The sequence below is a fragment of the Alteromonas sp. MMG017 genome (genome assembly GCF_018100795.1).
Classification (GTDB): Bacteria; Pseudomonadota; Gammaproteobacteria; order Enterobacterales; family Alteromonadaceae; genus Alteromonas.
Window position 1 is genome coordinate 45,666 of the sequence record NZ_JAGJDY010000007.1, and the last position, 23,409, is coordinate 69,074.

The following is a 23,409-nucleotide window of genomic DNA, read 5'->3' on the forward strand; positions in this document are numbered from 1 at the left end:
AGCAGATGGTTAGCATACGCAGAGCCAGAATGACTAACAGCCCCCTCGTGTGCGTTCTAAAGTGCAAATAGAATTGGGGGGCACAAAAAAATAAGAAAATAGCTATTAAAAGTCAAATACGTTTGCTGATAGATAACCTACGCCGATACCAAAGCACAGCATAGAAATTGTTCTAATGAACTTCAAAACCTTTGAAGCATCGTATATATGCTTACCTTTGAGCAGTGAATCAATTATATGATCTTGCCCCATTATTGACATGATAATAGAAGCCACAAAAAAACCGAGGGAGATATAAAGGTCTTTACTTGCTTCTACAGCTTTCAATTGAACGAGAACAACGATTGCACCTATAGCCGCAGATGATAACCACGCATATTGTTTTAACAGGTCAAAATGGAGCTCCGTTGTAAGCGTCTCATTTCTAATTTTATTCTGACTGGCCGAATCCAGTTCGGCGGTCTTTTTTACTTCCAGTGGTTCCATTATTAATAATTCCAATTTTAATTTAATGCTAGCCACATTCATCGGGTTAACAGTAGTTTGCTGTAAATATATGAGAAATAAAAATTAACAAGCTGTTCTGATGGGCTTCTTGTTAACCCTAACCCTCAAAGAAAGCATGAATTTCTTTAGCCAAAATTACAGGCGCTTCTTCAGCGGGCTTCCCTCACCTTCAATACCGTACTTTACCTGACGGTCCTTGAATGTGAATGTATATGGCAATTTCCAATTACTCAAAATACTACCCTCACATATTAGATAATGGGGATTAAGGTGCTATGACCGCGAAGGTTCAAACTTATCATACCTTGGCAATTCAGCATCTAGGTTATCCCAGTTTGCCTTTGAAGTAACAAAGTTGTGAGAGATTGGCCTTTCAGAAATATCTGAATCTAAAATACCAAGCCGAATTCTAATCTTTTTAGGATTGGCTGCGTTTGAACTATAAATTGGTGAAGCACATACTGAACAGAAGTGTCTATTTTTACCGGGTTTGAATTCGTAAGTGGCAAGTTTCTTCTTATGATCGATCACGCGGAATTCGTTTATGTTTATAAAACCATTGGTGGCGCAGGCCGTACCGCTATTCTTTCTACAAAGTGAACAATGACAATGAATAATGTCATCTATCGAGCCAGAAATTTCAACGTTTATCACGCCGCACAGGCAGGAGCCGTAGTACATTTCACTTCCTTGTAGTAATAAGGGCAGATTACATTCTTACTTTAAATTTTTGTACCGCCACTTTAAGGTCGTTTAGCTAACACTACTAACCTTGCTTTGCGGTGTAGGAAGGTTGCCAGCAACGCCTTGTGCTACAAATGGCACAAGATGACTGATCACCTCTTCAATATTCACATGTTTATGAAAATCTGACTCAGCAATTTCTGTTAACGCTCGGCTTGAGGCCATTGAGAAAACAAAACTTCCCATTGCAAAGTGCAAACGCCAGAATAGCTCTTCTTGAGGTAGGTCGGGCAAGCATTGTTGAATAGCGTCAACCAAGGCTCTAATCGTCTCGCCATAGTCGTTCATAATAAAGCGACGTAAATGCCCTTGGGTTTCATTATATCCGCGGCCCAAAAGCTGAACAAAAATGGCTGTACCAGATGGCCTGAGCAAATTGAGTTTCAACATGGGAGGAATAAGTGCATACAACAAAGTAGCGACACCTTGGCTACCAGAAGATACCTTATTGTTAGCTAGGCAGGTATTTACTTCAGGCATTAAGATATCGAAATACCGTTTCAGTACCGCTTGAATAAGATTTTTCTTACTACCAAAGTGATAATTGACTGACGCTAGATTAACCTCGGCTCGAGTAGTAATCTCGCGCATCGATGTCTGCGTGAACCCTTGCTCTGAAAAGAGCAGTTCTGCGGCATCCAAAATATCAGCTTTAGTTTGCTTCGCCATTTTTTATTTTTCTTTAACCTAAGTACAATCACCCCCGTCCCAGTACGCAGGAAACGGCTTAGAACGGGGTGAAAAGGTTACGCATAACCAACCAGGGTTCTGCAACCTATTAATTTATATTAATTATTTTAGAACCAGTGTCTTGCTTTATTCCAAGACTGCATAACTACCCGTTCGGCCACAGCAGCAACAGACAGCCCTAGTTTTTCTGCCACATTTTTCTTCAACGAGTACTTCACTTTAAAGATTTCACGCTCTGGAAAGTGAGATAAAATGTAATCATCAGAGGTTGAAAGCTCATCCACCAAGCCTAACTCTTTCGCTTTAACACCAGGCCAATATTCGCCTGTTGCTACTTTCTCTATGTTCATTTCTGGGCGTTGGCTATGAACAAAGTCTTTAAATAAAGTGTGGATTTCTTCAATCTCTTCTTTAAATTTTGCGCGACCTTCATCGTTGTTTTCACCGAACACGGTAAGCGTTCGCTTGTATTCACCCGCCGTATGCTGCTCAAATTCCACATCATTTTTCTTCAATAATTTATTGAAGTTAGGTAATTGTGCTAGCACACCAATTGAACCGATATACGCAAATTGAGACGCTAACAATTTATCTGCCACACACGCCATCATGTAACCGCCACTGGCCGCGACTTTGTCTACTGCGATGGTCAATGTGAGACCTTTCTCTTTAATGCGCTGTAACTGCGAAGCTGCTAATCCGTAACCATGTACCACGCCACCGCCACTTTCTAAACGCACAAGTACTTCATCTTTCTTACTGGCTACACACAAAATAGCGGTAATCTCTTCACGTAAATGCTCAACCTCATTGGCATCCATAGAGCCTTTAAAATCAATCACAAATAAGCGAGATTTTTCTTCTTCATCGCTCGCTTTCTTATTTTTACTTTTGGCCTTATCTTCTTTCTTCTGCTTTTTAGCCAATTGCTTCAGTGCTGCTTTATCGAGCAGTACTTGCTTAGCGTAATGGGTAATGTCCTTTAGTTGCTCTGATAGCGATATTATTTCTAACTGACCTTTACCCTGTTTCTGCTTACTGGCAACGCCAACGATGGTTGATACCACAATAATAAACGCGATAACCAAGGTAACGGCCTTAGCCACAAATAAACCGTATTCGTACAAAAACTCCAAATCTATCTCCTAGTACAAAATAAAAGGGTCTGTTGTCAGACCCTCCTTAACGACCTTATTGTCTAAATAGAACTTACATTAAGGCAACATTATATAATGGCGCCTATAATAGCAGTCTAATTTTCCTCTGACGATAGGGTTAATGTACTGATTGTATTTGCAGATATTTCTTCGTCGGTAAAATACAACTCACGTAACGTAGGTTGAGACGAATAAAGTCCGGTTTGATCAAGGGAATGTTCACTGCCATAAGCCCTAGATTGAGAGTATGAAAGAAGCCCTCTTCCCTTTGGCCCTTCTTCTGTAAAGTTAATGACCATCATCCAACTGCTACCATAATTAATATGATAACCCTCTGCTTCTGCGCTCATAATAGTATTGCTATTAAGCGGCGCATAGGTATGCCTTGGTAACAAGGTGCCATTATTGTTAGGCACAATACTAAAGACATTAAAGCCACCTTCAATGTTATGTGCACCCGCCCATGGAAGTTTCACCCCCGATGCGGTGCCATTCGGCAAGCTACGCTCTACAAATTGAACTTCACCTAATGTTGCATCAAGTGCTACGCCCGCTTGGTTAACAACTTGAACCGCTGTAGCAAACTGATTAATTGTGGTTTCATTCTGCAATAAACCACTAGGTGTGGTAACTGGGTTGTCTACAGAAAACGGCGTTTCCCACTGGGGATCCCTGTCAAATTGAAACGCAAACTCTCTAAATACGTGTGCTCCAACACTGTCTTTATTCATGGTGCCATCCCATGAGGCTAATGCTGCACAGCCACCAGAGATATCTACGTCTTCACCATTAACCGAAACTGGATCACTGCCTTGCGCGGTACAAGCTTGAAGTAAGCTAGGTAGCACCATATCGGCTAACATGCTTCGATTGTTAAGTAGCAAAGTTTCAACTTCGTCAGGCGTGAATGTGTTGTCACTGCCTGCTTCAGATTCAATAAATTGCTGAGCTAAACGCGATCGCAGACTTTGTTGATTTTCCACATTCCCATAAAGAGGCGATACACCTGTGATGGGCGACGATAAGTTTGTTAACCAAAAACTGTCGTTAGAGTTTTGTACTGAATCTGTTCCCTCATACTTTGGTGCTTCCTCGTAAGGCACAGGTCCATCAAAATCAAACGCCGAGGCAAAACCGGGTAGAACCGTAAAACCAGCCGCTATTTTAGTCTGAACTAACACAGGATTAGTGGTTAATTCTGAAATGGCAGTTTCCGTTAAGTCAGGGACAGTAGAATCATCAATGTAAAAAACCTGACCGTCAGCAGAAGCAGACATGGTGTTATTGAAAATAACGCCGTCATAGTCTTTAAAAGCTTGTTTGAACTCATCCATAGAGCCAGCCATATTCATCGCTAGCCAATGATCAACAACGTCCAAATTCGGCAAGTTTGCGTCTTTTATGGCAAACGCATTGGTGTCCGTCCACTCAAAATTACCCGGCACTTCAATCATAGGCCCGTAATTAGTGTAATAGGCTGTTTTATTGAGCATGATGGTTTGACCTGGCGCCACTGCTACCTCAATTTGCATTGGCTTTTCGTAAATGGTGCGTTTACTACCATCGACTCTATGCGTAAGACCCGTGTTATCATCTTCATCTAACGTTAATTGGTAAACGACAAAATGCTCAGCAGTAGAAAATGTGTGTGTCCACGCAACATTTTCGTTAAAGCCTATATTCACCGCACCTGGTAAACCCGTCAAAGAGCCCCCAGTCACGTTTAGATAACCAGGTATTTGCGTATGAAACTGCCAAAAACGTAAATTACCCGTGTGAGGGAAATGAGGATTCCCCAATACCATTCCCATACCATTCGTGGTTTTATCACTGCCTAACCCCCAGCCATTTGAGCCCATGTCCTGCGGATTTTTTTCGGGTAGCGTTATGGTCGGGTTTATTTTAAATGGTGCAGCATTTTCATTTGCCAACAAAGTGGCGTTAGGTGATGTCGCTGTGACTTGCGAAGCGGTATTGATGCTCGCTGCCGGTGTAGGTAAGTAGCTTTCACCTTCAGGTGCAGCTAAAAACATTGGGCCTAAAAAGTTAGCTGCACCTGGTAATAAAGCTACACCCAGTGAGTAAGTTAACAAGTCAGTGCTGTCGATATCCGTTACCCAAGGCTGCCCAGCACACGACTGGTCTTGATCAGCCACAGGTGTGTCGGCTAAATAGCGATTATAACCTGCTGTATAACCTTGAAACATGGCTCTTGAGTTAGCTGACATGCGGGATAAATTTTCTTCAGCCAGCGCACGAATTCCCAATGTTAAAAAACCAAAATCATTTATAAGGTGCTCTGAATCACCACTGCCCGCTTGCTTGTCGGGACCAAAGTATTTCGAGCGCTCCGAATTATATTTAATAATTTGATCGGCCAAAATACATAAATTATCTTTAGCAAACGCATAACCCACCCCGTAGGCCATACTTTCCAGATTGTCCGCTTTAACATGAGGTACACCGTACGTCGTCCACGTTATGTCAGCCGTTAATACGCCATCTGTATCAAAAGCGGGTACCGGTGCGGGTGTAGGTTCAACGGGATTTGGCTCAGGCGTGGTAGGCGTTTGAACGTTATCAAAATTATTATCGTTCCCTCCACAACCTATAAGTGTGGCAGCAATAGAAGCTGCGAGAAGTGTACGATATGGCAAAATACGTTTCTTTGGTATGTTCACAAACTGTCCCTTATTGTTGTAATACTCGAAATCAAGATCCTGTATCCTTCTTTCTTCAACAGATCCGACCAATTAACACTACATTAACAACAAGAAACATTCAAACAACATTTTAATTTTTTAGCGTAAATAAACAAAAAAAAGACCGACATAAGTCGGCCTTTTCATGTTTATGAATCAACTAGTTACATAACATTAGTTAGATACAACAGTCTCATCAGTAATAGGTAATACCGTAGCGTCAGACGCAATGTAGCCTGCTACTTCTCTTTGCATTTCAGCCGTCACTGCCGCACTGGCTGCTGGGCTTAAACTTGATGCATGTGCACCATTGTTAAATAAGACCAAGCCACTTAATGCATCGGTACCAGATTGGGTAGTTGTCACCTGCTCTAAACCAATGGTATTAGCAAGAGCTAACTGACCAGACAATGGTAATGATGTACTAACGGGTATAACTTGATCAGGCAAGTTTTCTTCACCGCCGTCACCTACCACTGTCATCATATGTACCGGCGTCGTTTCACCAAGCGTAGTGGCATAGTTAGTTGGGTCACCAGCGTCCATCACCGTTTGTGCAGCAAATGCGAATTCAGCAAATACCGCATTCACTTCTGCAGATTGTTCATCGCTTAAGGCATCCATAAATGCGCTTACCGCACCCACTAACTGTGCTTCTGAAACATCAGTTGTGCCATAAAGCTGAGTTAACAAGGCAACAAACTCTTCAGACGACTGAGATAACAGCAATCCTTTAATGAGCGGACCAAAGGTAGGAGACTCAAGTAAGAACTGAGCCGCACCGCCTCCAGGAGACTCTAACGAGGCTTGTTTAACTGCGTACATACCGTCTAACGCACCTAATGTTTCGCCCATGCTGGTGTTAGCTACTGCGGCAAAGTTACCACCAGTAATAGCACCTAATGATACACCCATGATAGATACACGAGACATATCGAATGACACGTTCTGGCTTGCGGTAGCATCAACTACTGCGTTTAAACCTAAACGTAAGCCCAATAAATCAGACACGCTTTGACGCAGGTTATCACGCGCAGTTGGCAAACTTGCCAAGTTCATATAATGCGTCGCGCTTACCGTTGTTGCATTAATTTCGTCAGTGCCGTCACCGTCTAAATCGTATCCACGAGTACCGTGAAGTGGTTGGTCGATAGCTACCGAAGCAATACCTGCCAACGACAACGTCCCCGTAATCGCTAACATGTCTTCTTTTTGACTAGTAATGCCGTGAGCTAATATTACCACTGGCCAACCCGCTTCAGGCATGCTGACAGAAAAGCCAAGTGCACCCGCAATTGCTGGGTCTGGAATAGTCACCTGCACATCTAGCGTCTCTTCACCCATGTTTCCGCCAGTCATCTGAGGGAATGGGTTAAACTTAGTGATGTTACGGGCGTTATCTAGCATTTCGCCATCAACACGTAAATCAGATAAGCCAAGGCTCGAGCACGTTTCGAAGTTCGGACCTGGTGTGGCACTAGCGAGTACTTCGTCAGAAGCCGTTGCTAACACAATACCGCTGTCACAGGCTGCTTGCCAAAATTCGTTAACCGGCGCGGTTGGGTTTTCTGCGCTTGGAACACCTAGGAAATAAGGAAGCGATACGCTACCTTCATAACGTTGTGCCGCACAAAACGGGCCCGCTTCAGCAAGTATGCCAGTTGACACAGCTACAGCGAAATCGTTAACCGCACCCCATTGGGCAGATAACTGACCTGATACAGTACCCGCTAACCCAGCACACGTTTCAAGGGCACTGAAGTCAGTGGCTTCGATAACAGGTACTAAGGCTGCTGCCTCAGCAGGTAAACTATCTATACCAACTGAAACTGCACCAGCCACCACATCTTCGGTAACTAAGTTTAATGCTTCCATTGCCGTAGGTGCGCTATCAACGTCCCCTACTACAATAACTGGAAGTGCTTCACCTGCGGTTGGGTCTCCAGCAGCAGCGCGCGCAGCAAACTCACCCACCATCACTTTTTTAATGGTATCGAGTGAATTCTCAATTGATTGGGTAGTGAATGCAGAAACATAGGTTATATCTTCGCGCTCATAACCTGCACTAATTACGGGGTTAACCAGTGAGTTCACAATACCTTGAAGCAATAATTGATCATCACTTGATAAAGGCAGTGTATTGATATCTTGTCGCGTTAAATCCCACGATGTAGAGCCTTGAACCGCCTTACCCGACGAATCTTTCAAAGCAGTGGTCATCACCAACATGTGACCTTGAGCCGGCTTCAGTGGCTTTAATGGCACAAAGGTGATTGTTGATTCATCAGCAAGCGAAAGTACATAATCTTCACCGTAAACCAGTTGATCGCCAAGCTTACAACCTGCAGAAGGCGTTGTGATTTGCGCGCAGTCTGGATCGTTTAAATCCAACCCTAAGGTTGCTTCAAACATCAATACACCCGCTGCTAAGGTAGAAGCGTCTAGCGAAACACCCGCTGGCGTCTCTACTGAAATAGCAAATGGATGCTGAGTTGACCAACCATCTAGTACGTTAAGTGCGTTTTGTGGGTCAGCGAAGTTTGTTGGATCGTCTACCGGAATGTTAAGGGTATAATCGAAGAAGCCGTCATCCCCAGGCAGCATTAAAAGATCGTTAGGTATATTTAAATCGCCACTAGCGGGATCAAACACGATACGTGAAAATGGTGTTTGGACCTCTGTCTCGGCCTGAATATCGGACAGGGTATCATCGGAGCCGCCACAGCCTGTTAGACCCAGCGCAAGGGCCACACTGGAACTTAATATGAGTTTTCTCATTCTTACTCCCTACAAGCATTGTTGTTATTCTGTGTATCTAAAACTCGCATTGCTTGTAAGATGGCACCTTTAAAGCCTTGTTCTTACTGCAAACTCACCGAGTTTCAAACATGTTAGACCAGTTGTATCTCCCTCAATCTTATTAACTTTGTTGCAACTTTGCAAAGTTTTGTTAACGCTAAATGTTATTTTTTTTTACGTTTGGCGTTTTTATACTTCGAAAGTTTTACTTATTGCCCAGTGTGAGTATCATCTGCACCTATATAATATGAACCTATTGTGCACAAAAACACATGCGAATTTTTTAAGGATACTGATGAACGATTATCAAGCCCCTGCCGATTTATTAAAGGGTAAAGTCATTCTTATCACGGGTGCTGGCGATGGCATCGGTGCTCAAGCCGCTCGAACATACGCAAAACATGGCGCAACCTGTATTTTATTAGGCAGAACCGTCTCTAAGTTAGAAGCCGTTTATGACGAAATCGTAAATGCTGGGAGTGTTGGGAATGCTGAGCCGGCACCAGAACCTGCAATAGTACCTTTAGATATAAAAGGCGCAACACCGTCACACTATCAGCAAATGACACAAACCATTATAGACCAATTCGGTAAACTAGATGGCGTATTGCACAACGCTTCGGTGCTTGGACATTTAAGCTCATTTAAAGATATTGAGCAGCAAGAATGGCTTGATGTGATGCAAACCAATGTAAATGGTACGGTGTTTTTAACTCAAGCATTAATACCTGCCCTTGAAAAAGCTGACAATGCATCGGTTATTTTCACTACCTCTAGCGTTGGGCGCAAAGGTCGGGCGTTTTGGGGAACGTATGCGGTATCTAAATTCGCTACAGAAGGTGTTATGCAGACATTAGCTGACGAGTATCAAAATAAGTCGCTACGCTTTAACTGTATTAACCCAGGCGGCACACGTACTAATATGCGGGCACAGGCTTTTCCAGCTGAAAACCCTGATACATTGAAAACACCTGCCGACATCATGCCTATGTATCTTTACCTCATGGGTAACGACAGTATTGATGTAAATGGTCAATCTCTTGATTGCCAACCTAAGCGCTAGCGCAAAAGATAACAATCAACATATACCTAAAGAAAAAGCCGCGTAAAACGCGGCTTTTTATGTTGAACCTTTGTGTTTAGCCTAGCGCACTTCATTGAGTGCGCTAGTAACGGGCTAAAACAGTCACTATTCCAGTGACAATATTAGCGACTATCAAGCTTTAGTCGCCTATTTTAGCCCAAGTATCACGTAACCCTACTGTGCGGTTAAACACAGGCTTATCGTCAGTACTGTCGGCATCTAAGCAAAAATAACCTGTACGCTCAAACTGCCATGCACCTGCTTCAGATCCTCGCTTGGCAAGCCCAGCTTCTGCCCAACCAGTTAGCACCGTTAATGACTCAGGATTTATCACATCGGTAAAGTTCTCTTCAGCGGCTGGATTTGGTACGTTGAACAAGCGATCGTACAACCTAAATTCAGCTTGCTGCGCAGTACCGGCATCAACCCAATGGATCACGCCTTTAACCTTGCGGCCATCGGCGGGATCTTTACCTAAAGTGTCAGCATCATAAGTACAGTAAACAGTGGTTACGTTACCTTCTGCATCTTTTTCTACACGGTTAGCTTTAACCACGTACGCATTACGCAAACGTACTTCTTTATCTAGCACTAAACGCTTGAACTTTTTGTTTGCTGATTCGCGAAAATCTTCTGCTTCAATCCAAATTTCACGACCAAAACTAATTTCGCGAGTACCCATAGACTCATCACTTGGATGATTCGGCGCTACTAAGGTTTCGCTGTCGTTTTCTGGGTAGTTTTCAATAACCAGCTTAATCGGATCTAGTACTGCCATTGCACGAGGTGCGTTCACGTTTAAGTCTTCACGAACACACGCCTCTAACATGGACATTTCAACCATGTTGTCCATTTTAGTCACGCCAATACGTTTACAAAATTCACGTACCGAACCCGCGGTGTAACCACGGCGGCGTAAACCTGCAACGGTGGGCATTCGAGGGTCGTCCCACCCGCTAACGTGATTTTCTTCAACCAATTGAATTAAGCGGCGTTTGCTTAACACAGTGTATTCAAGGTTAAGACGTGAAAATTCATACTGACGTGGCGTGCTATCAATAGTGATATTTTCAATTACCCAATCATACAAACGGCGGTTGTCTTGGAACTCCAAGGTACACAACGAGTGCGTAATGCCTTCTATTGCATCCGAAATACAGTGCGTGAAGTCGTACATAGGGTACACACACCACTTATCACCTGTTTGATGATGATGAGCAAATTTAACGCGGTAAATTACCGGGTCACGCATGCACATAAAAGGTGAAGCCATGTCAATTTTGGCACGAAGGCTACACTCACCTTCTTTATATTCGCCCGCTGTCATTTTAGCGAATTCGCGTTGATTGGTTTCAACGTCGGTATCACGGTATGGGCTGTTTTTACCGGGCGCAGTTAACGTACCACGTAATTCACGCATCACTTCTTGGGTTGAAAAATCGACATAAGCTAAGCCTTTGTCGATTAATTCATTGGCGAAGCCATGAAGTTGATCAAAGTAATTTGAAGAGTAGCGCTCTTCACCATCCCATTCAAAACCCAGCCATTTAACGTCTTCTTTAATAGAGTTAACGAAAGCAATGTCTTCTTTTGCTGGATTTGTGTCATCGAAACGCAGATTACATGAACCTGCGTAATCTTGTGCAACACCAAAATTTAGGCAAATAGACTTTGCATGACCGATATGCAAAAAGCCATTTGGCTCCGGCGGGAACCGAGTTTTAATACTCTCGTGCACACCATTGGCAAGGTCTTTGTCGATGATCTGACGGATAAAGTTGGTCGGACGGTGCTCAGTCTCGGCCATTCGCGTGTTCCCCTTAGCGTTTGAATTAACGTTAAAAAATAATCTTAACGTGTAAAATTAATAAATATTATGAATTAGTATAACACTGACCTAAAACCGACAACCACGTTTTATTACACCTAGCCTTACAAGTGATTAGTTTTAATGCGATGAAACAGTTTTTTATCGTCACTAGTATTAAAAAACAGCATGCGAATAGCAAAAAAAGCGTGGTTAGAAGAAAGTATGGTATCTTTCTTCTTGTCGACAACTCGGTCGTAGCAGACAAACATGGTGCCCATGAAAGAAAAAGCAACCTCTTTTGATATTGCACATTTGGCAGGCGTTTCTCAATCAACAGTATCAAGAGCGCTAAATAATAGCCCTTTGGTAAATCAAGAAACCCGTGATCGGGTTCAGCGTATAGCTCGCGAACTTAATTATAAAGTTGACAAGAATGCCAGTAATTTACGCAAACAAAAAAGTAGTACCATCGCGCTTTTACTGTTTGAAGATCCTACCTCAGATGACTCAATGATTAACCCTTTCTTCCTCGCCATGTTAGGAAGCATTACTCGTGCATGTGCGGCAGCGGGTTATGACTTACTGGTGTCGTTCCAAAATTTGGAAGATGACTGGCATGCAGAATATGAAGATTCGAATAAGGCAGATGGCATTATTTTATTGGGGTACGGTGATTACACCGATTATCGCAGCAAAGTGGCACAACTTGAGTCACAAGGCACTCACTTCGTTCGTTGGGGCGCACCCGATGCCGCCCACCCAGGTGTGAGTGTTGGCTGTGATAATTTTCAAGGTGGCTACAGTATTACCGAACATTTAATTGCGCTGGGTAGGACTCGGTTTGCGTTTATTGGTGATTCCGGCAATAAGGCTCCTGAGTTTATGGCGCGTTTTCAAGGGTATAATGAAGCGTTAACTAACCATAATCTTTACGAAAGCTCGTTGCAAAGCGATGCCGTTTCTACTGAAGAAGCAGGCTTTGATGCCGTTCAAGGTATGTTGGAAGATGCATCAGGTAAAGGTACAGAATTACCTGACGCTATCGTGTGTGCATCTGATTTAATTGCTATGGGTGTATTACGTGCGCTTAGACAAACAGACTTTAAAGTACCAGATGATATCGCCGTGGTGGGGTACGATAATATTGCAGTGTCGGCCTTCACAACCCCTGCGCTAACCACCGTTCAGCAAAACACTAAGCTTGCTGGTGAATTACTAGTAAGTACGTTGCTTAGGGCAATTTCTAACGAAACAGTAGAAGATTTCCTAATGCCTGCTGAAGTCATAATTAGACATTCGTGTGGGGTAAAAACTTAGCTTTCTAAGGCTGAACAGCAAGACTAGTAGACCAGACTCACTAGCGAGTCTATCTAAAAATACTTGAATACCCCGCTAAGACATAATTTGTAAATATTATAAAAAAGCCCTTATTATTACTATTAAAAAGAATAATAAGGGCCTTTATATTGTGGAATAAATATTACTGCGCCGACATCTGCTTGATAAGTGCCGCTTCTAGAGCATTTGAATCTAACGCTCCTTCCCTTACCCATACTTGAACACCATTGGCGGATACTGACGTTGTTAACGGGTCACCAGAAGCCAACTCACGTGTTTCACCAGACAATTGTTCAGTCCATATGCCAGCTTGCATATATTCATTAACACTGAAATCAGCAGGTTTATCGGCCTTATTGAGCAGTACCAACGCGGTTTGTTGCGCACTATCACTTTGCAACACACGGTAAAATGCGGCTTCATGCCCAGCTAACTCAAGGTTGAACTGCACACCTCGTTGAAGTGCGGGTGTGTTTTTACGCACATTTGCAATTTTAGCCAGTTCAATAGCAATAGGATGAGACTTTGCGTTGTCTATATTATCTTGGCCGAAGTAATTGCGGTTACCTTGGTGTTCAGACGTACCACGCATAAAGCCAATTTCCGAGCCCTGGTACACCACCGGAATACCACGAACCGTAAATAACCAGTTATGGGCATTAATAAAACCATTGTCGGTAGCGTTAATACGCGCCATGTCATGGTTGTCATAAAAGGTAGTTAAATCATAAGGGTTGTTGTAAGGCCCATGGGTTAGATACAAAGTGTCGGCTAAGGTAGCGAAGTCACTTTCAAGTGGCTTTTCGAAAACTTTCACCATGGCTTCTTGCATTGGGAAGTCAAGCACACTCACCGCGCCATTTTTTGGAAGGGTATGCTGCGCAATAAAGTTCGCATCATATTGGAAGCTTTCGCCGAACATGAAAAAGTCGGGATGCTCTGCCCTAACCCGGTCTGACATTTCCCGCCAAAAGTCATGAGGTACATGCCTGATGGTGTCGATACGAAATGCATCCGCGCCTTGTGAAATCCAGTAAAGGTAACTATTAATAAGATAATCTCTTACCTTGGGGTTTTGATCATCAAGATTAGACAGCTTAACTAGGTCTGGGTAATCATGAAAAAACTCATGAAGTGGGTTATTTTTTGGATCTAAGTCTTCAGGCGCTAGATTCTGGTGATCAGCAACTAATTCGTCTTCGGCGTTATAAATTTCACCGTATCCAGGTTGGTCAGAAGGCATGGTAAAGCTTGGCGTACCGTGGTTTGCCACAATATCGAATACCGATTTTAAACCGAAGTTTTCACGCATTTTTGTGGTGTATTGCTTCACACTTAAATCGCTACTTATCAAATGCTCGTCAGCTTTATAAAAGTTAGTTGCCCAGTAACCGTGGTAGCCCGTTTTGCCGCCGTCTTTGAATGCGCCACCATAGGTGATTTGCTCATCTCCACTAAATGACTGGTTTGGGTTTTCTAGCACGGGTGTCATCCACACTGCCGTAAAGCCCATATCACGAATATAGTCGCCGTTGTTCAGTACTCCTTTGAGGTCGCCGCCCATATAGCCGACATAGGCTTTTTCTCCGTCAGGACCTTCCATAGGTAGCTGCCAAGTTGGAAACTCTCCGCCTTGTGCTTCATGGTTATTACTTGGGTCACCATCAACGAATCTGTCGGTCATCACAAAGTAAATGGCTTCGCTGGCAAACGGCGTAGTGGTACCTAAAATTGAGACTTGTGTATTCTTATTAGTAGGAGCTGCTGAAGCTGACATGGCGGATTTAGCTTCTGCCTTGGGCTTTGGCGAATCTGCTGACGAATTAGCACAACCTGCTATTGTGCCTACACCCAATGCAAGTGTAATGGCAACGGTAAGGTTTTTTACTTTATGAATCATTGTGCTAGTTCCTTATCAGCGACTTCAGCGCCTATTACTTCATGTTCTTTTACAAAAAATACAGCGATGGCGCCCAATAACATTGACGCGCCAGCGACAACGATGATGTATTTAGCCTCGTTATCGAACACACTACTTAAAATCCAACCTGCGGTTAAACCAGACACTATTTGTGGTGCGGCTACCGTAAAGTTAAATATGCCCATATAAACGCCCGTTTTGTTGGCGGGTAACGCCCCTGCCAACATGGCATAAGGCATAGCTAAAATAGCGGCCCATGCAATCCCTACTCCGATCATTGGGATAAGTAACTTCACTGCCCCAAGGGGTACGGTAACTTCAGTTATGAGTAAGTTCACATTCACCATGGTGAGGTCTTGGAAGAAAAGGAAGCTAACATAGCTTACGCCGCCCAAAATTAACGCCCCGGCATAAATGGTTTTTCTACCAAATTTATCGGCAAGTCGGGCAAGGAATACTGAGAAGACGGCGGCGAATACCGAATAAGCAGCAAACAATATACCCACCCAGTCACCGGCTGCGCCTTTAGCGGCTACAATAGCGTCTGGTACTTGTGCCACTGAGGCAATGTGCGCTGGATCCCACCAGATTTTATCAACGCCCCAGATATGCTGGGTAATTGCTGGTGTGGTGTATACCCACATAATAAACAGGGCAAACCATGAGAAAAATTGTACAACGGCAAGTTGTTTCATGGTTTTAGGCATGTGAACAACTAAAGAAAAGAATTCTTTCATCCGCACGGTAAAGGGTGCTTTTGGCGTATTTTCTGGTTCAACGTTACTTTCAGCGCTTAGGCCTTTGTATCTATTGTACTCTTCTGGTGAGTACTCTTTGGTGCGAAACACAGTCCAAATTACCGTACCAAGCAATACTGTAGCACCAATGTAGAAAGCCCAAATAACAGAAGGTGCGACTTCGCCCATCTGTGCAGTATTTTCAAGACCAACCACGTTAGTTAATACGAATGGCAATATGGACCCTATAACGGCCCCAATATTGATGAGTAACGATTGGATAGAGTATCCAATGTTACGCTGCGACGGTGGCACCATATCAGACACCAAAGAGCGGAAAGGCTGGAAGCACACATTAAACGATGCATCCATTAGCGCGACCATCAGCGCCCCCATTAGCATTGGCGCTAAAAAGGCCACAAATAAAGGCGCATTAGGTAATAAAATCATACCTAGTACTGCAGCTACAGCACCGGCAAGAATAAAAGGTCGTCTTCGCCCTAAACGGTTCCAGGTTCTGTCAGATGCTGAGCCAACAATAGGTTGTACAATCAAACCCATGATTGGCGCGACTAGCCAGAAAAGTGATAATGAATGTAGATCTGCCCCTAGGTCGGAAAGGATTCGGCTCACATTGGCATTTTGCAGCGCAAAGCCAAATTGAACGCCAAGAAAGCCAAAACTGACGTTCCAAATTTGCCAGAAAGAAAGGCGTGGTTGAGTTGCTTGCATATTTTGCTCTATTTATTGTTTTACTATGATAATTCGCATTAATGCGCAATAAAAACGGTTGCGGACATAGCCGGTAAAGATATGGTATCAGTGGTTTTGAATGACTTACCATCGCTTACACGCGTTAACGTTTTGTGTGAAGACAGCATTTCGTCATAGGTAGTCATCGGTAAATCCACTGGTTCTTTATTTAAGATAACCATAAGTTTGTCACTTTGCGTTTCATTTGACGTTCGTGCGCCAATCTTACTATTTTTCTTGCTCTCGGGTGTTGAAATAGGTTCACGGAAAAACGTATAAACACCATCAGTTGGGGCGTAATGTTTAAGAGAGCCTTCAAATTGTAAAGGGTGCGTTTTTCGCAGTTGAAGAAGTTGTTTGATCCGTTGCTGAGCCCAACGTTCATCGGTAGTTAATCCTTCGCCAGTAAATGCATTTTTCTTACTATCAGAAGGCCAACCGCCTGGAAAGTCAGAACGAATAATGCCGTGGTCCTCACTGCCCTCGTTTTGCATGAGTATTTCGGTGCCGTAAAACACCTGAGGTATCCCACGAGTCGTAAGCAGTAACGACATCGCCATATTCCACTTTTCTACATCATGACCAAGTTGTGTATAAATTCGACTCATGTCATGGTTGTCAGGAAAGATAACCAAGTTGTTCGGATCGCCGTAAAGGAAATCAGTGGCGAGTGTCTCATAGATACTGATAAACCCCGAATTCCAACTTTCTTTGTTAGTCAGCGCCTTAACGACTGCTGCTTGTAGTGGAAAATCCATGACGGAAGGCAACGCGCTATCGTAGTCATCATGTCTCTTACTTCCTGCTTGCCAATAGGCTGTTATAGCAGGGTTAACTGACCATTCTTCTCCTACTATATTGAGGTTCGGGTACTCGCTGATTAGACGGTTTGTCCAATCGCTTAAAAAAGCTTTATCGGGGTACGAATACGTATCTACTCGAATCCCACTCAAATTAGCACTTTCAACCCACCAAATGGCATTTTGGATAAGATAGTTTGCAAGATGAGGATTGCGTTGATTTAAATCTGGCATGGTAGGCACAAACCAACCATCGCTAAACCCTTTGATATCACTCTTTATCGCATGAGGATCATGAAGTGACTCACGTTTATGCGTAGTACCAATAAACTTACTATCATTGTTTATCCAGTCACTTGAAGGGGTATCTTCCATCCATTTATGATTGCTACCTATATGGTTGAGAACCATATCCATGATAACACCAATACCCCGTTTATTTGCTGCGCGACTTAACATCAAAAAGTCTTCGTTAGTACCATAGCGAGGGTCAATTTGGTAATAGTCTGTAGTCGAATAACCATGATAGCTATATGTATCCATAGCGTTTTCAAGCAGCGGCATGGACCACAGTTGGGTAAAGCCTAACGCTTCTATGTAATCAAGATGCTGAATAATACCTTCAATGTCACCGCCATGCCGACCGCCTTTTAACGAGCGATCCGCCTTATCAATAAATCCCTCAACATCGTCGTTGTCTTTGTCGCCATTGACAAACCTGTCTGGAGCAATCAAGTAGATAGCATCTCGCGGACCAAAACCTTTTCGTAACGCTGAACCATCCCTTCTCTTTTGCAACGAATAACTAATGTCGCGTGTAGAGCCATCAGTATCGACAAATCGGAGTTTGACATCTCCAGCTTTTGCTTTTGAAGTATCTAATGTAACGAACAAGTAGTTCGCGCTTTCAAGTGCATGCTTTTCTCGAAGCACAACGTCGCTATTAACAATTGTAACCGTATCATCAGCTATATCGTCGCCATAGATCATCAGTTCAACATTACTATCATGCATACCTACCCACCAGTTAGGTGGGTAAACGTCTAAACTACTGTCTTGTGATGAATAACAGTTAAATACGGGAAGTATTAATGCAGATGTAAAAAGTGCCATTAGAACACTTTTTCGCTTTGAAATGCCTATTGGTCGAACGGCCTTATTTACGCGGTTTAAATTGAACACATCAACCCCATGTTAAAATTACGTTAAGTGAAAGACAGAATTCAGATACTAACCTGCGCATCGATTTGAACCAATGTTATGCATACGTATTCACGAATCGGCATGTAAGAATCCATGCGAATTAACATAAATAGAAATGCAATCGAAGCAAAATTCACACAAATAGTTAAAATTCGAATACTCTTGTTTCTAATCCGTTTAATGAAAGTGTCGCTGTGTAATTCGAACCACTGAGATTAAATGTTATTCCTTTATGAGAAAGTAAAGGCTCAAGAGTGAGTTCAGTGGTATTTTTTTGCAGTGACGAAATAGGAATAGTTAACGTTATAGGGCCAGTAGATTCTGTACTAAAGTTAGCAATAACAACTATACCATGCTCATTTTTTTCTCTCACAAAAGCAAATTGCATTTCCGTGTATGCTGTGCCGTCTGCGGCGAGATTCAATGCATGAAGGCTTTCATATTTTCCGGTTACAGCAGGATTAGTAGCAGCAATACCCATAATCTCTTTATAGAAATTGTGTAATGCTTTTTCTTCGCTTGAAGACTGACCTGCGTCAAACTTACCACCATTCATAAACCGCTGATGTGCGGGCACACCAATATAGTCAAAAATTGAAGTACGACTAGGGTCGCCAAACCCCGCTTCTTCACTGCCGTCCTCACCTAAATCCTGACCAAAATACAAGAGGGTTGGTGAAGCACTTATCAGTGCGCTAACGGCGAGCGCAGGTTTACCTTTTTCTGCACTTCCAGCAAATTCTGGACTAGCGATACGTTGTTCGTCGTGGTTCTCGAGAAAGTGCAGCATATGGGTCGCAATATCGCTAACTTCATCGTGCACACTTACCAACTCACTTACCTTACCCTCTCCTTTCATTATCGACTTCAATGTGTCATAAAAGCCCACTTTATCGTAGAGATAATCCATCTTACCTAGTTGAATGTAGTCTCTGTATTTATCGGGTTGATAAACTTCCGCTAGCAAAAACGCATCCGGGTTTCTTTGTTTAATGGCACTGTTTAAAAATGACCAGAATTCAACGGGCACCATTTCAGCCATGTCGAACCGAAAACCATCAACGCCTTTATCTAGCCAGTAAATGGCAATATCTTTAAATTTGTACCAAGAGTCCGGTAATGATTTGTCAGCCCAAAAAGCGGCATGCTCTGCCGCTGACTTTTCACGATAGGCTTCTGGTAACGCCGGAAAGTCATGAGTTCCGTCAGGTCTTACACCGTAATTTATTTTAACGGTTTCGTACCAATCATTAATATCAGGCTGTGATGCTCGACTGCCATTGCCCGTCCATTTAGCCGGAAATTCATCAAACTTTCCGTCAACCAACTGATGCTGATTTTTTTCATTAGCTTTGCCGCCTAAAACGGTATCTGCAACGCCCTCTGGCAATACGAAAGGTGTCTTGGGTATGTAATAGAAATTATTGTCTCGCGCATACTCTTGCGATTTATCATCGTTAGCACCGAAGTTATTATGGCGTGGCGAAAAGGATTGATAACGGCGTGCAACATGATTAGGCACTATATCAATAACCACTTTCATACCGTGCTGATGAGTGCGCTGGATAAGCGCTTCAAATTCATGTAATCGATTCGCAGGGTTGTCTGCTAAATCAGGATTAACATTGTAATAATCTTTAACTGCATAAGGCGAACCGGCACGCCCTTTTATAACATCAGGATCATCATCAGTAATACCAAAATTGAGGTAGCTAGTGGCAAGGGCATGATGTGGTACACCGGTATACCAAATATGAGAGGTACCTAAGGCTTTGATACTTTGAAGCGCTTGTGGCGTAAAATCGCTAAATTTTCCCACACCATTTTCTTCGATGGTACCCCAAGGTTTATTTGTTGTATTGGTATTCCCGAACAATCGAGTAAAGACCTGATATACCACGGGCTTGCCAGAATTAGAGGGAATTTCTGTTCGTGGGTGATTCGCGTTCTCATTTTTCATGAGATCGGCTCCTGACTGTGGGTAAGCGATGCATGATAGGAGGCCAAGTGATAAAGCCACTACTGTCAGTTTCTTAACCGTCGAGCTTTTGTTTACTTTTTTGTTTACGCGTTGAGGAGAAGTGTGTGCCGCATTTTTTGCCGCACATTTCACCGTGTGGAGGTGATTTGTCTTTTTGATATCTAACACTACAAGCATACCTTTGCATTGAATTGCCAATAGCATACTCGTTAAGGGAATGTTAAAACAATTCCATACGTATTCAGTACTAAATTAATACGATGTGATTGCTTTGTTCCGTTTCCCTTGTTCTTCGATTTTTCCTTTAATCTATTAGTCGTTTTTAAAAAAGAGAAGTGCGTAATACAATACTATTTCTATGCCGCTTTACTGGCAGTAAACTCTTCCTCTGCTTTCGTAGTGGCGCCAAACATATTTTCAGTTAAGCTGCCCGCAAGATCATTTTTAATCCGCAATAAAAAATCACGTAAAACTGGTGTTAAATCGTTTTCAATTGATTGAGTTTTAATCCTGTAAACTGCACGTAGGCCGTTATAGTCGATTGGATCACCAAGACATTCGAAATTAAATCCAAACATTTTTAATCGGCGAGCTAATTTAGGCTCCATTAATACATACCCAAATTCAATATCCTGCTCAACACAAATACTCAGAGCGATGAAGTAAAGGGCAAGAGATAAATAGGGAACGTTTTCAAGCAGAGCATTTTCCGCTTTACTCACTTTCTGTTTACCAGAAGGTTTGAACGGCGCTTTAGCTTTAAGCTGTCTAACTCTAAACGATTTAGGAATGGCTAAACGAGAGATTTCACAAATAGAAGTTCTACCAAGTTGAGCGGGTACTAACGCTTTGTCTTCAATGGCGTGAATACACTTTTCTTCCAGCGGCAGGGCTTGATTGCGAATAGCAGGCATGATGATACGAATCGTTCCTGCACAATCCCCTGTTGGTAAGTGTTTGATATAACAATTAACAGAATAGTCATCATATCTATCAATTTCTAATCCCGTAGAGCGCTCTTTTTCGAAGTTCATTTCTTCACAATAAACTTTGTGTCTTGTGCTGAAACATGTCTCTCGGTCTTCGTTGTTTTGTGCGACCACAAGTGAGTAACGACTAAAGAAAAAACTTGATAGTTCATCCATCTGTTTTTTCTTTCTTTTGTTTCTCAACTTCTTCAAGTTAGAAGAAATATGGCTATGAATTGTTTTTAATTTATTTAGCGAAGTAGCGACACGTTTTTTCAATTTTTGGTCCTCTATAGATTTAGCAGGCCCAGTTTGAAAAGAATGACAAAAGCTCACCTTGTGCTTACACACAATTTCACTCTCGAATACAACGATTCAAACCGATTTATAGTTTTGATTGATTATTATTATCCCGGCTCTCACGTATGAGGCTATTACCTGAGATATACTCTGATTTTGCTAAACGGTCGTAAAGTACGACGTTAGCGGTAGCAGCTAGATTCATACACGAATAAGTAGGTATGTAGACAACATGGTCACACCACTCAAGTACGCTTTTATCTAAACTGCCATCTTCTGGTCCGAAAATGTACATTGCATTTTCGGGATGTTTGAATTCTGGTAAAGGTAATGCACCTTCTACTAGCTCTATGGCTACTACACTTGCATTCTCGGGCACGACCTCTTTTAAGTCATCAACGCCGATAGTAGGGATCTTTTTATGGAAAGCCTTCGTATCAGCATTAAAGTTCTTCGCAATACGGTATCGGTATCCGGTGTAAAACACGCTTGATACACCGTAACAACCTGCCGCTCTTAAGATAGAGGCAACGTTTACGGGATTTTTCGGGTTTACTAACCCGATACTCACTGTTTGCTTTGATAGCGAAAGGGAACTCACACGACCTCTTTTTATTATTTGTTATTTTGTTATTTTGTTATTTTGTTGCGCAATAATGTTTAAATAGTGGCACTTTGGCCACTACTATGTCACGCCATTCTAATTTATTAGTCAGTTCGAAATCGCGTATTATCGTTATACTTTAGTTTAATTACGCGACGGCTTTATTACTTTGCGTGGTCTTCGGCACTACTTTCGAGTTCGCAATAGCTCGTCTCGCCATTCGCCTCCCCTGTCCGTAGCCACGTAGTAGTTTCTTTTTATCCATCGTTAAGCGCTTAACACAAAATGCTTCATCAGGCGCTATAACAGTAATTTTGCAATCAGACGGCGGATTTAAGAGAAAATTCAATGTTTCGTTATAAATATTTGATCTTTTCGTCATCTTATCTAGTAAGGCGGGTTGAGCGCCATACATTTTTTCTAAAAGCCACGCTGTTTTCACTGCTGGTTTTGTAAAGCCCTTAGGTTGAGATAGCACTACCGTTATATCACGTGCCCCCATCTCATAAGCTTTTATTGCCGGTATAGCATCAGCCACTCCGCCATCAACATAGCGGTTGCCATCTATTATGGGTTGTTCTCTAAACGCTGTTGGAATGGCGCAGGATGCCACCATCAACGCATCAACATTTTCTTCTGTAGCTTGTATGTATTCACATTCACCAGACTCGACATTAGTGATCCCAACATACAATGGCATTGCTGTTTTTTCACCTGGTGCAGGTATACCTAAAGACTTTTTAGAGTGATGCCATAACCAATGTACATCAGTCATGTGCCCACCTTTGATAAAACGTATTGGGCTAAAAAACTCTCTTTTAGTGGCATACTGCGTAATAATGGTCTTACTAAGACCTGGCATTCTAGCAACGTAAGTTGAAAGGTTGGTTGCCCCAGCCGATACCCCTATCGCGAAATCGAACGGATAGTGATTTTGTTCCATGAACTTATCCAATACGCCAGCTGCAAATACGCCGCGCATCGCACCACCTTCTACCACTAAAGCTGATTTCATTGTCTCAATCTCCGTTATAGCAATATATAAAATTACTGCTTAATTAAATCCCTCTATTGGAGCCCCCTAGCCATCTAAAAGCTCTGGTAAACAATGTTACTCAGCAATGCCTATTATTAACCACACCTATTGCTGAAGCGCCAAGGTGCATAAACATGCACTGTTGCTATGTTGCAATTGTGTGTAGCGTTCACCTACTACGTAAGTTGAATAAAGCAAAGTATGTTCCAATAGTGCGAATTTTTAATTTTGCCGTAATCAAGCGAGAAAGATGTAAGAGAAAAACTGATTGGCTT

Annotated in this window: 16 protein-coding genes; 2 read left to right on the forward strand and 14 right to left on the reverse strand. The window is 42.7% G+C overall.

Going from position 1 to position 23,409, the window contains the following annotated elements; translation table 11 throughout:
• Nucleotides 1-105: 105 nt before the first annotated feature.
• The 6 genes from J8L84_RS12200 to J8L84_RS12225 form a co-directional block, all read right to left on the reverse strand.
• Nucleotides 106-486 (reverse strand): hypothetical protein, encoded by a 381-nt coding sequence (locus tag J8L84_RS12200; protein ID WP_211070940.1) that lies wholly within the window; start codon nt 484-486, stop codon nt 106-108.
• A gap of 294 nt (nt 487-780) precedes the next feature.
• Nucleotides 781-1,188, reverse strand: a complete 408-nt coding sequence (locus J8L84_RS12205) for a GFA family protein (RefSeq protein ID WP_211070941.1) — start codon at nt 1,186-1,188, stop codon at nt 781-783.
• A gap of 72 nt (nt 1,189-1,260) precedes the next feature.
• The gene (locus J8L84_RS12210) at nt 1,261-1,920 is read right to left on the reverse strand and encodes a TetR/AcrR family transcriptional regulator (RefSeq protein ID WP_211070942.1); all 660 of its coding nucleotides are present in this window, start codon (nt 1,918-1,920) and stop codon (nt 1,261-1,263) included.
• Nucleotides 1,921-2,048: 128 nt separating this feature from the next.
• Nucleotides 2,049-3,077, reverse strand: coding sequence for a protease SohB (gene sohB / locus J8L84_RS12215; RefSeq protein WP_211070943.1), 1,029 nt, complete (start codon nt 3,075-3,077; stop codon nt 2,049-2,051).
• 116 nt (nt 3,078-3,193) lie between these two features.
• The gene (locus tag J8L84_RS12220; RefSeq protein WP_211070944.1) at nt 3,194-5,779 is read right to left on the reverse strand and encodes an acylase; all 2,586 of its coding nucleotides are present in this window, start codon (nt 5,777-5,779) and stop codon (nt 3,194-3,196) included.
• Nucleotides 5,780-5,974: 195 nt separating this feature from the next.
• Nucleotides 5,975-8,578, reverse strand: a complete 2,604-nt coding sequence (locus tag J8L84_RS12225) for a VolA/Pla-1 family phospholipase (protein WP_211070945.1) — start codon at nt 8,576-8,578, stop codon at nt 5,975-5,977.
• 316 nt (nt 8,579-8,894) lie between these two features.
• On the opposite strand from J8L84_RS12225, the gene J8L84_RS12230 reads away from it, so the two are divergent.
• Entirely contained in the window at nt 8,895-9,662 is a 768-nt protein-coding gene (locus tag J8L84_RS12230) for a YciK family oxidoreductase (protein ID WP_211070946.1), read from the forward strand.
• 160 nt (nt 9,663-9,822) lie between these two features.
• Here the strand turns inward: J8L84_RS12230 and glnS are convergent, their stop codons facing one another.
• Nucleotides 9,823-11,490, reverse strand: a complete 1,668-nt coding sequence (glnS, locus tag J8L84_RS12235; protein ID WP_211070947.1) for a glutamine--tRNA ligase — start codon at nt 11,488-11,490, stop codon at nt 9,823-9,825.
• A gap of 279 nt (nt 11,491-11,769) precedes the next feature.
• Here glnS and J8L84_RS12240 point away from each other — a divergent pair, with 279 nt between their 5' ends.
• Nucleotides 11,770-12,810 carry a LacI family DNA-binding transcriptional regulator gene (locus J8L84_RS12240; RefSeq protein WP_211070948.1) on the forward strand — a complete coding sequence of 347 codons (1,041 nt, stop codon included), beginning with the start codon at nt 11,770-11,772 and terminating at the stop codon, nt 12,808-12,810.
• 163 nt (nt 12,811-12,973) lie between these two features.
• Here J8L84_RS12240 and J8L84_RS12245 read toward each other — a convergent pair whose 3' ends face one another.
• The 7 genes from J8L84_RS12245 to J8L84_RS12275 form a co-directional block, all read right to left on the reverse strand.
• Nucleotides 12,974-14,608, reverse strand: a complete 1,635-nt coding sequence (locus J8L84_RS12245) for an alpha-amylase family glycosyl hydrolase (protein ID WP_211071095.1) — start codon at nt 14,606-14,608, stop codon at nt 12,974-12,976.
• Nucleotides 14,609-14,727: 119 nt separating this feature from the next.
• On the reverse strand, nt 14,728-16,221 hold the full coding sequence (locus J8L84_RS12250) for an MFS transporter (RefSeq protein ID WP_211070949.1): 1,494 nt from the start codon (nt 16,219-16,221) through the stop codon (nt 14,728-14,730).
• Between the two features lie 38 nt (nt 16,222-16,259).
• Entirely contained in the window at nt 16,260-18,155 is a 1,896-nt protein-coding gene (locus J8L84_RS12255; protein ID WP_211070950.1) for a glycoside hydrolase family 13 protein, read from the reverse strand.
• A gap of 235 nt (nt 18,156-18,390) precedes the next feature.
• On the reverse strand, nt 18,391-20,205 hold the full coding sequence (locus tag J8L84_RS12260; RefSeq protein ID WP_247670750.1) for an alpha-amylase family protein: 1,815 nt from the start codon (nt 20,203-20,205) through the stop codon (nt 18,391-18,393).
• Nucleotides 20,206-20,582: 377 nt separating this feature from the next.
• Nucleotides 20,583-21,473, reverse strand: coding sequence for a PEP-CTERM/exosortase system-associated acyltransferase (locus J8L84_RS12265; protein ID WP_247670751.1), 891 nt, complete (start codon nt 21,471-21,473; stop codon nt 20,583-20,585).
• Between the two features lie 106 nt (nt 21,474-21,579).
• Nucleotides 21,580-22,095, reverse strand: a complete 516-nt coding sequence (locus J8L84_RS12270; RefSeq protein WP_057791637.1) for an RNA methyltransferase — start codon at nt 22,093-22,095, stop codon at nt 21,580-21,582.
• 151 nt (nt 22,096-22,246) lie between these two features.
• Entirely contained in the window at nt 22,247-23,113 is an 867-nt protein-coding gene (locus J8L84_RS12275) for a patatin family protein (RefSeq protein ID WP_211070951.1), read from the reverse strand.
• Between the last annotated feature and the right edge of the window lie 296 nt (nt 23,114-23,409).